Annotated in this window: 5 protein-coding genes and 1 pseudogene; all 6 read left to right on the plus strand. The window is 54.5% G+C overall.

The annotated features are described in order from the left end of the window. On the plus strand, positions 1 to 247 hold a 247-nt coding region (locus POG22_RS10895), incomplete at its 5' end, for a hypothetical protein (RefSeq protein WP_498905228.1). Continuing rightward, complete coding sequence (locus POG22_RS10900; RefSeq protein ID WP_498905229.1) at positions 201 to 812, plus strand: hypothetical protein; 612 nt, start codon at positions 201 to 203, stop codon at positions 810 to 812. The genes POG22_RS10895 and POG22_RS10900, both read left to right, overlap by 47 nt. After that, positions 809 to 1,768, plus strand: a pseudogene (locus POG22_RS10905) (DNA cytosine methyltransferase). Before POG22_RS10900 ends, POG22_RS10905 begins: the two are co-directional and overlap by 4 nt. 76 nt (positions 1,769 to 1,844) lie before the next feature. Next, complete coding sequence (locus tag POG22_RS10910) at positions 1,845 to 3,671, plus strand: ABC transporter ATP-binding protein (RefSeq protein WP_498905233.1); 1,827 nt, start codon at positions 1,845 to 1,847, stop codon at positions 3,669 to 3,671. A 158-nt stretch (positions 3,672 to 3,829) separates the two neighbouring features. Next, positions 3,830 to 6,691 (plus strand): CBS domain-containing protein, encoded by a 2,862-nt coding sequence (locus POG22_RS10915; RefSeq protein WP_498905230.1) that lies wholly within the window; start codon positions 3,830 to 3,832, stop codon positions 6,689 to 6,691. Positions 6,692 to 7,246: 555 nt separating this feature from the next. Then, positions 7,247 to 11,756, plus strand: a 4,510-nt coding sequence (locus tag POG22_RS10920) for a DUF4347 domain-containing protein (protein ID WP_498905231.1), incomplete at its 3' end; no start/stop codon positions are given.

Genomic DNA, 11,756 nt, shown 5'->3' on the forward strand with positions numbered 1-11,756 from the left:
ACTTACTATGCAAGAAATCGCTGAAATCCTTACAGGAAAAGAGTTTTTGCTAAACGGTATAAAAAGTCCGCTCAAATCGCGAAATTCCTTTCCAGATATAGGCTACAAGCATTTACCCTACACACCAAGGTCGGAAGAGCCGATTATGGCCGTTCCAAGGAGCGATCGACTATATCACCGACGACAAAAATCAAAAAAAAATGAGGGCTATTATTTCAAGGTGGTCAGAAATTCGAGAGGCGTATAAAAACAAAGATCGAAGTAACTCACTCTATTATCTGTCGAATGCTTCTGGCCAACCTCCAAGAATTGCTAAAGAAAAATTTGACTGGCCGTCTAAAAGATCGATTAGTGATTCCAAAACAAGTGCAGGACTCGATCGAACTGACGATATCAAAAAGGGAATTTACCAGACATTAAAGCTAGGAATTTTAGCTCAACAGCAACTTCAAGTAAAAAATATCAAAACAGCCCTAATTTCAAATTTACCTGCCTATCGTCACGGACCAGAATATCTCGAACCGTTTTACGATATCTTGTGGACGTTTGAAGATAAAATGTTGAGATCGACCATAGCGATCGACGAAAAATTTAATCGATGCTTTGACTATATAATTTGTCTGGAATATTCTTTTTTGAGGGGAGATTTACTGTGGAAATATACAATCATATTGCTCGAAAAAATAGCGATCTCGTTCTCGAAAGAATCCGACATTTACCGCCAGGAGGGAAGATGTCAGATTTACCGCTCCATTTACAGCATCACAGTTTTGTCAGAAAAGGGGCGAAAAAAACTGGCGGTCCGAACATGAGATTGTTAAGGCTGTTACCAGACAAGCCCAGCTTAACAGTCACTGCTTATATTTTTAACAAATTCGTACATCCCACGGAAGACAGGTATATTACCCCTCGCGAAGCGGCTTGCTTGCAAGATTTTTCAGATTCTTATGTATTTGTTGGTAATTTAGGACAAGTCCAGCAGCAAATTGGGAATGCAGTTCCCGTTCGCTTAGCTAAGGCGATCGCGGAATCTGTTGCGAGTTTTTTAGAATCTCGTGGATATCGAGGCGAAATCCCCATTGCATCCTATTTTAGCGGGGCAGGTGGTTTCGATTTGGGTTTTGAATCTGTTACAGGAAATATCAAGTTTGTCACGAAATTTACCACCGACATCGATCGCGCCTGCGGTGCGACAATTCAATTCAATAAACCCCAGTGGAACTTTCACCTAGGGGATATTCGCGAATGTAGCCCAGAGTTAGCCTTAAAAACCATTGGACAACGGCCAATTGTCACGATTGGCGGCCCGCCTTGTCAAACCTTTAGCGTGGCGGGAAAGCAAAAAGGGACGATCGATCCGCTAGGAAAACTCTATCGTGATTATCTCAAACATATCTAGCATTTAAATCCTGAAATTGTGGTTTTAGAAAACGTTTACGGACTCGCACAAGTCAAAAGCTCAAACGCGCTAGAAGAAATCTATAAAGCCTTTGCAGAAATTGGCTATGGCGTCAAGCATCAAACGCTGCTGGCGGCAGATTACGGGACGCCACAATTGAGGAAACGGTTAATCTTTGTGGCGGTGCGTGGTGAAAATACCTTTGAATTTCCCTTACCTCAATATGTCACCGAACCTGATTTGTTCGATCGCCCCCTGTATCGAGGTGCGGGTAATTCCTTCGCTCATCTTCCACCCCCGACATTTTTCGATCGCGATTCCGACGAAACGATCGATATCGAGTCGGTGACGCTCCCGACAGCCATCTAGAAGAGAGCATCCGGGTTTGCGCGAACAGGGCGGCGATCGCGATAATGAGTAATTGACTACCGACAACCTGCCCGCTATGACCTCCGATCGCACCCCGCGAAGACGCCGCGAAAACGACTGGCGGCTCTTTTTACGTCTCGTTCCCTACGCCAAACGCAACCAGAAATTGCTCTGGGTGGCGTTCGCGTTGCTCGTTCCCCTGTCGTTGGCGGGTTCCGTTCAGCCGATCCTCGTCGGACAAACCATTTCCTTCATCCGCCAGGAACCGACGTACTTTTTCCTCGACGGAAAAACCTTTTCCGACGGAATTGCCATTCTCGTGGGATTGCTGTTTTTGACGATCGCGCTGCGAGCAGTTCTCGACAGCGTGCAAAGCTTTCTGGTGCAAATCGTCGGACAGCGCATGACAATGCAGATTCGTAACGATCTCTTCGATCGCGTCACGTCTCTGTCGTCGAGTTTCTTCGATCGCACCCCCGTCGGACGACTCATTACCCGTTTGACGAGCGATGTCGAAGCCCTCGGCGATGTCTTCTCCACCGGAGCGATCGGGATCGTCTCCGACTTAGCCACGATTTTGGTCATCGTCATCGTCATGTTTAGCGTACAGTGGCAGTTGGCGCTGCTGTTGGTGGCGATGTTGATTCCCGTATCGGCGGTGGTGATTTACTTCCAGCAGCAGTTTCGCAAAGCCAACTATCGCGCTCGCGAAGAACTCTCTCGCCTCAACTCGTCCCTACAAGAGAACATCGTCGGAATCAGCATCGTGCAACTGTTTCGACGAGAACGCTACAACGCCGAAGCCTTTCGCAGCATCAACCAACAGTACATCGAAGCCGTCGATCGCACCATCTTTCACGATTCCGCCGTCTCCGCCACCCTCGAATGGATTTCCCTGGTGGCGATCGCGGGGGTACTCTGGTTAGGGGGCGATCGCGTCATGGAAGGTCAGATGAACTTCGGTTTGCTGGCGTCCTTCATTCTCTTCGCACAACGGTTGTTCGATCCCCTGCGTCAGTTCGCCGACAAATTCACCTCCCTGCAATCGGGATTTACCGCCGTCGAACGCATTAGCGACTTGCTCGACGAACCCATCGACATTCAAGATCCCGAACACCACGAAACCGCGTCGATCGCGCTAAGCACCGCTTCGGCGAACGCATCCGATATCAGCGGCGAAATCCGCTTCGAGAACGTTTGGTTCGGCTACAAACCCGACGAATACGTCATTCGCGATCTCAACTTCACCATTCGTCCCGGCGAAAAAGTGGCGTTAGTGGGGCCGACGGGAGCCGGAAAAAGTTCGATTATTCGCCTGTTGTGTCGGCTGTACGAACCCCAAAAAGGTCGTATCCTCGTCGATGGAATCGACATTCGCAACTTGCGTCAGTCCGAACTTCGCCAACACATCGGCGTGATTTTACAAGACGGATTCGTGTTCGCCGGAGACGTCAAGAGTAACATTACATTAGGCGAAACCTATCCGTTCGAGACGATTAAAGCCGCCGCCGAACAAACCAACGTCTCGCAGTTTATCGAACAACTCCCCCAAGGATACGATACGCGACTGCGAGAACGGGGAACCAACCTGTCCGGCGGACAGAAACAACTGTTAGCCTTTGCGCGAGTGGCGATTCGCGATCCGAAGATTATGGTTCTCGACGAAGCCACGGCGAACTTAGACGTCAAAACCGAAGCCTGGATTCAACAAGCCCTCGATCGCCTTCTCGAAACCCGAACGGCGATCGTCATCGCCCACCGCCTCTCAACCATCCGCAACGTCGATCGCATTCTCGTCCTCAAACGCGGCCAACTCGTCGAATCGGGAAGTCACGAAGAACTTCTCGACTCCAACGGACTGTACGCCAGCCTGTACAAACTGCAATTACTCGGAAGCTCGTGAGGAGCAGTGTTTCAGTCATCCGTGAAGACAGGGAACAGTCACCAGTCACCAGTCACCAGTCACCAGTGAAGACAGCAAACAGATAACTGTTTCTCCCCTGCTCCCCTGCTCCCCTTCTCCCCTTCTCCCCCTCTCCCCCTCTCCTCCTCTCCCCTTCTATGGATCTAATTCTCTGTCACACCACCGCCGACTTCGACAGCCTGGGCGCGGCTGTGGGACTGGCGCGGCTGCGTCCCGGTTCCCGTATCGTATTGACGGGGGGATGTCATCCGGGGGTGGAAGAATTCGTGCGGTTGCATCGCGACGAATACCCGCTGATCGAACGGCGATCGGTCAATCCCGATCGCATCCGTTCGATTACCGTCGTCGATACCCAATACCGCGATCGCCTCGGGAAAGCCGCCGACTGGTTCGATGCGCCCCATCTCCAAGAAATCGCCCTCTACGATCACCACCCCGTTACGAATTCCGACATTCACGCCACTGTGCGCGAAATCGAACCCCTCGGTGCAGTCACCACCCTCGTCGCCGAAAAACTTCAAGAACGAGAGGTGAGTTTGACGGTTCACGAAGCCACGGTCATGGCGTTGGGAATTCACGTCGATAGCGGTTCGCTCACTTACGACCACAGTACCCCCCGAGACGCCTTGGCGTTAGCGTGGTTGATGAAACAAGGCGCCAGCGTTCCCGTCATCGCCGAGTATATCGAACCCGGTTTGTCCGATCCCTTACAAAACTTGCTGTCCGAGGCGTTGGATACCGTGGAAACCGAAACCGTCTGGGGTTACGATATCGCCTCAGTGATATTGCAGACACCGCACTACGTCCCCGGTTTGGCGGGGTTGGCGTCGCGCCTGCTGGAACTGACCGACACAGACGCGATCGTTCTGGTTCACGAATACGCCACCCACGGCGACGAGCCGAGAATTGCCGTCATCGGGCGATCGCGCGTTCCCGAAACCGATCTCAACCGTATTTTTCAACAGATCGGGGGTGGCGGTCACGCCAAAGCCGCTTCAGCACAACTGAGAAATGCCGACCCCAAGGAAGTCGTCAAAACACTACGGGAGGCGCTCGACCGACAAATTCCCCCACCGCCGACGGCTCGGGATATCATGTCGTCCCCCGTGCGGACGATTCGCCCCCAAACCACCATCGGCGAAGCCCATCGCATTCTGCTGCGTTACGGCCATTCCGGTCTGTCCGTGGTGAACGAAGGCGATACTCTCGTCGGCGTCATTTCCCGACGGGATCTCGATATCGCCCTGCACCACGGCTTTAACCACGCCCCCGTCAAGGGATACATGACCACTCACCTGAAAACCATCGAACCGAATACCTTACTCCCCGACATTGAGTCGTTGATGGTGACATACGATATCGGACGCCTTCCCGTCCTCGAAAATGGGGAGTTGGTGGGAATCGTTACCCGAACCGACGTTTTGCGGGAGTTGCATCAAGACAGTACCAAACTCTGCCCCCTTCACGCGTCAGAACGACGCGGTTTCGAGATAGGGGGAAAGGACAACGGCCGTTTTCTCCTCCAACGGGAATCGGATTTACTGGAGATCGTGCGATCGAGCGTGTCCGAACCCTTGTGGACGTTACTCAGCCAAGCCGCCGAAGCCGCAGAGGAGCGAGGTTGGCATTTGTATCTCGTCGGCGGTGCGGTTCGCGATTTGCTGTTGGCGATTCAAACGGCGAACTCGGGAGACATTCCCCCAGACGAGTTACAAGTCGATTTAACGGATATCGATTTAGTCGTCGATGGTTTCCATCGTTCGGCTACGGTTGGCGCGGGGGTCGAACTGGCGAAGGTGCTGCAAAACAGCCATTCTGCCGCCCGTTTGGACGTTCACGGGCAGTTTCAAACGGCGGCGTTGCTGTGGCACAAAGACCCGGTGTTCGATTCTTTATGGGTGGATATTGCCACGGCGAGGACGGAATTTTATCCCTATCCGGCGGCGAACCCGGAAGTCGAAGCCAGTTCGATCCGACAAGATCTCTACCGCCGCGATTTTACGATCAACGCTTTGGCGGTGCGGTTGACTTGTCCCCATCGCGGTAAGTTATTCGATTTTTTTGGGGGGCTGTTGGATTTGCAAGACGGCTTGGTGCGGGTGTTGCATCCCAACAGCTTTATCGAAGATCCGACGCGGATTTATCGTGCGGTGCGCTTTGCGGTGCGGTTGGGGTTCGACATCGAAGAACAGACTGAGGGTTATATTCGCCACGCTCTCGACTGTGGCGTGTACGATCGCTCTCGTCTTCACGAGAATTCTCCTAAAGTCCCCAGCGATCGCCTTCCGGCGTTGCAAACCCGCTTGAAAAACGAGTTGAAATACCTGTTACAAGCACCCTATTGGAAACCCGCCTTGCGAAAAATCGACGAGTTACGAGCGTTGCAGTGTATTTATCCCGGTTTGGCATTGACCCGTCAGATGTGGTGGCAAGTTCGCTTGGTCGATCGCTGGTTACATCGGTTTCGCGATATTGGCGATCGCAAACCCGTCCCTTCTCCCCCTCACTGGCAAATCCTTTTAGAAGTCATTTTGTCTCACGTTCGCCCCGACCGACGCGGTACGGTGGCGCGACACCTGCAACTTCCCGAAGACAGTATTCAAAGGTTAGAAAAGCTAGCGTCCGTTCGAGAAGACATCCTGCGCCGATTGTCCGTCGCTCGCCAGCCGAGCGACGTGGTACGGGCGTTGCGGCAGTACGACTGGCCCAGTGCCATGTTGGTGGCTTTGTCGAGTCCGAGGGAGGTTCGCCGCCAGATTTGGCGATATTTAGTCGAATGGTCTCAGGTGAAACCGATTCTCAACGGTCGCGATTTGAAACGGTTGGGTTACAAGCCCGGACCGCAGTTTAAAGCCATGCTCGACGATTTGCTGGCGGCAACTCTCGACGACACCTTTGCCCGAGATGGAGCGAGTCGCGAAGAACAAAAAGCCCGAGCTGAAGCCTTCCTCGCTCGAGAATACCCACTCGTTCGAGGCAGCGGGACGAAAGAAGCGTGACGTTTGGCTCGATCGTTCGTTTTTTTCGATCCCGTTTCCGAGGGACAAAATACTGTGGAAAATACGGAGAGTCACGCGGACAAAAGTTCGGAAAATACGGAGAAATGTCGCGCAAGGCAGTTTCTCACCTCCGTTAATCTTCATAAAAACTCGCCGATCGATAGTTTTTTTTTAAAGTTTTCATGAATTTACCTCCGCAGTCTTACTGAGCAATTCAGTAATTGTCTAGTATATTGGTAAGGCGATCGGCTTGCAGGATCTGGAAATCTACTGGCTCGTTCGACGTTATAAGACTTAACGGTGTGTATCTACACCAATCCTGCAACGATTCTCGCGATCTACCCCAGGCCGAAAGATCCCTCGGCAAATCTATCGAGAGACATTTTTTAGTGCATCTGCTTTCGTAAGACAACCACAGCGACCGTGTCGAACTTCTGTCGTTGGTGTGAGTCTTTCATGTTTTGAGACGAGCTACTTTTCGCTGAGAAAGTAGCTCGGTTCCAGCGTGCTGGGGTCTGTTCGCCGCCAGCTTTCCACGCTTGCCCGAGACCGATAATGATGCACTCCCGTTTGACCCACCCGGTCGCTTCTCCGTTAAAGCGGCTGGTTCTCGTCGATGCGAACGTCGAAGGTACATCGGCGTTGATTGCCGGACTCGTTCCCGGTAGCGAAGCGATCGTTCTCGATCCTCTCCAAGACGGAATCGTTCAGATTACCGAAATTTTACAGCGCTACCACAATCTCACCGAACTCCACATTGTCAGCCACGGTCGACCCGGTGCGATCGCCTTGGGAATCGCCCAGCTCGACGAAAATACCCTCGGTCAGTACGGTTCGCAAATCGCCCGGTGGCGTCGTGCCTTGCGTCCAGACGGCGAAGTTCTCGTGTACGGCTGTTGCGTGGCGGCCGGTACAGAAGGTCGGCGATTTCTCGATCGCGTACAGCGGCTGATGCAAGTCCCCGTCAGCGCGTCCGAAACAGTTATCGGTGGGGGACAACCGTGGCGTCTCGACGTTTGTATCGGTATCCGACGAGCCGCGATCGCCTTTCGCGAAGACGTCGTCGTCGCCTATACCGGCATCCTGGGATGCGTTCCCAATCTCGTATACGGCGTCGATAACAACAACGATATCCGCATTCTCAACCTCGAAGACGGAACCTCAACCGTTGTCGGTCGCACCCACTTTCCCACCTGGAGTTTAGCGAGATCTCACGACCCCAACGATCCCAACGACCCCGGTAACTTGTACTATATCGGTCTCGAAGCCGACGGTACCGCCAAGGTGGCCTATTGGAACCCCACCGATCCCGATCCGGCCAACGTTACACCGCTGTCCCAAACCACAGGCGTCTCGACCGGTAACTTTGGCTTCAGTAAAATGGCACAATCGAGCGATCGCACTATCTATGCGATGGCCTCGCCGACGACCACACTTTACACCATCGATCCGACGACCGGAGAAGCCACGTCCCTCGGTCGCATTCAAGGCGGCAGTCCCGCGTTTACCAACGGTGGCGGAGATCTCGCCTTCGATCCGAACAATCCGAACCGGCTTTATATTTCCGTTGCAGGACGAGATGCCGGACAAGATATCTATCGGCTCTACGCGATCGATGTCAACGATCTCAAAACCGATCCCAACACCGGTTCACCCTTTTTTGACGCGACCTTTATCGGCGATACGGGACTTCCGAAAACTCAGGCGGGTTCGTTAGCCTTCGGCGAAGACGGCAACCTCTACACGACCGTTCGCGAAGAAACCCCCAACGATCCCAACGATAACGAATTCAAACTGTATCGCCTCGATCCTACCAACGCCCGAGCCACTTACGTCGCCGATATCGAAGGCGAAGTCGCATTTTCCGACTTTGCCTCTCTCCCCACGCCGACGCCCGAAATCGATCTCGTCGCCACGAAAACCGACGGAACCACCAGCGTCAACGTCGGCGATACCCTGACCTACACCATTACTGTAACCAACCAATCCTCGGGAGACGGCCCCTCTTGTACGGGTCGAGGTATTCGCATTGTCGATAACGTTCCCGCCAGCTTGACGAACGTAACGTGGAGCGCTGCAATTACTCAGGGAACTGGAAGTTTTCCCACCCCCGCCGATCGCTCGGGAACGGGCAATGCGATCGATGTCACAGTCGATCTCAACGGAGGCGCTCGAGTCACCTACACTATCACGGCCACTGTAACCGACGCGGCCGTCGGAACCCTGGCCAACACCGTTAGCGTCCTGCCGCCAGACGGCGTCAACCTCACCTCTCCCACACCCGGCGCCGATCCACCCGATAGCTTGCAAGTCACAGACGACGATACCCAAGTGACGGGGGGGTCTTCCAATCCCCCCGATCCGATCGAAGTCGATTTGAGCGTTACGAAAACCGATGGGGTTACAGATGCCCCAGCGGGGTCGCAAGTGGTGTATACCATTGAAGTCCTCAACGACGGCAATGTAGACGCTCCCGATGTCAGTGTCGTAGACGACCTCCCCGATACCCTCATCGACGTATCTTGGACGAGCGAAAGTAGCGACGGGACGACCGCCAGCGGTATTGGTGATATCGATGAGGTGGTCAACGTTCCCGCCAACGGTTCCGTCGTGTTTACCGTCACGGGTTACATCGACCCCAACGCGTCTGTCGGGTCGTTTTTAGGCAATACCGCGACGATCGCTCCCCCCGATTCGATTACCGACCCCGACCCGAGCGATAACGAATCCACGGACGACGATACCCAAATCACCGACCCCGAAACGGACTTGCGGGTCACGAAAACTGACGGACAAACCACCGTGGCTCCCGGCGATACCATCGCTTACACCATTGAAGTGACCAACGATGGACCGTCGCTGCTAGAAGAATTCGTTCTCGAAGATGACCTTCCCAGCGAACTCGTTGCCGCTTCCGTCGAATTCGACACCAACGGTAGCGGCAGTTACGACCCCACGTCCGGCGAGTGGACGGGATTAAGCCTCAAACCCGGCGAAACGGTGACGTTAACGGTTACCGGAGAGATCGACGACAGTTTGACGGTCGATCCGAACGACCCTCTAACCGTCACGAATACCGTCACGGTAGAAGTTCCTTCGGCGGTGACAGAACTCGACGAGAGCAACAACACCGCGACTGACAACAATACGGTGCTGGTGGAAACAACGCCAGAAACCGATTTAGTGGTGTCTAAAACCGACGGAAAACAACAAGTTCGGGCGGGTGACGCTCTGACGTACATCATCGAAGTCCAAAATTTGGGCGATGCCGTTCTCAACCAGGTGAACCTGACGGAAAACCTACCTTCAGACCTGATCGATCCAGTGTTTTCCCCCAGTGAGGGAACGTACAACCCCACAACTGGGGCTTGGACGGGGTTAGATTTAGAACCCAACGACACGATCGCCCTGGAAGTGAGCGGAACGGTCGATGTGAATGCCTCGGGAACGTTAGTCAATACGGTTCGCGTTGCGCCGCCGCTGGGGGTTGTGGAAACCGACGAGAGCGATAACGAGGCGAGCGATCGCACGATCGTTTTGGCACAATCGCCACCACCGAACCCCGACCCCGATCCGCAACCCGATCCCGACCCGCAACCCGATCCCGATCCCGATCCCGATCCCGACCCCGATCCCGACATCGGTATGCCCGGATCGGAAGTTGAAGAAATACCGTCTTGCTGTCCTCCGGCACCGATCGCCCCCAGTCTCGATATTATGACGGCGTTTGTGGCGTCCGTTCCGGTGACAACACCAGAGGAGACGATGCCGCAAGTGGCGACTCGACGCATCGGCACGTCGGACAACGATAGTTTTGTCGGTGGAGATAACGCCGAAGAACTGCGAGGAATGGACGGTGACGATATTATCCGAGGGGAAGGCGGCGACGACTTTATCGTCGGCGGACTCGGTCGAAGTGTTTCTGTCGGAGACGATCGCGATCGCGACTGGCTGGCGGGAAACGAAGGAAACGACCTTCTCAACGGCAGCGAGGGAAACGATACGATCCACGGGGGTAAAGACGACGACCTAATTTGGGGCGGCAAAGACGACGATCTAATTTGGGGCGATCGCGGCCACGATCGGTTACACGGCGATTTCGGCGACGACACCATCGCCGGAGACGAACGCGATCCCGATGCCTCGGCCGATCCCGGTCGCGATCGGATCGAAGGCGGCGACGGGGCAGACGTTCTGTTCGGCAACGCCAACGCCGACACCGTGATGGGTGGCAACGGTGAAGATGTCATTTACGGCGGACGAGACGGCGACTGGATTTCGGGAGAAGCAGGAAAAGACATCCAAATCGGCGATCGCGGCGACGATAGCTTAGTGGGCAGCCTCGATCGACACACCGCCGACCCCGACGACGGCGACGAAAGTTTTGGCAACCAAGGCGAAGATGTTATCGCCGGAAGCGGCGGCAGCGATACTGTCTACGCCGGACAGGACGACGATCGCGCCTACGGCGGTCACGGAAACGATGTCCTTTGGGGCGATCGCGGTAGCGATACCATCATGGGGGAAGCGGGAGACGATCGCATCAGCGGGCGATCGCTCGACCCGAACGTTGACGATACCGACGGACGCGATCGACTCGACGGCGGCGACGGCAACGATATCTTGTTCGGGAACGAAGCCGAAGACACCCTCAGCGGTGACACCGGAAACGATACCCTCTTCGGCGGACGAGACAACGATTTACTCGACGGCGGCGACGGCGACGACAACCTTCGAGGCGACCTCGGCGACGACGCGATCGTGGGGGGAACGGGAGACGACACCCTCACCGGAGGCAGCGGACTCGTCGATTTACCGGATTCCAGCGGACGCGATCTCGCCTTTGGCGGCGACGGCAACGATATCTTGTCCGGAAACGAAGCCGACGACTCCCTAGTCGGAGGTGAAGGAGACGATATCGCCTACGGCGGAAAAGACGACGATATCCTCTGGGGAAATGGAGGAAACGACCTGTTATACGGCGACATCGGCAACGACTCCCTCTGTGGCGAAGAGGGCGACGATACCCTTATCGGGGCGAACGTCAGTTTGAGTCGTACGGAAG

The organism is Geitlerinema sp. CS-897 (genome assembly GCF_028368005.1).
In the GTDB taxonomy this organism is placed as follows: domain Bacteria; phylum Cyanobacteriota; class Cyanobacteriia; order Cyanobacteriales; family Geitlerinemataceae; genus Baaleninema; species Baaleninema simplex.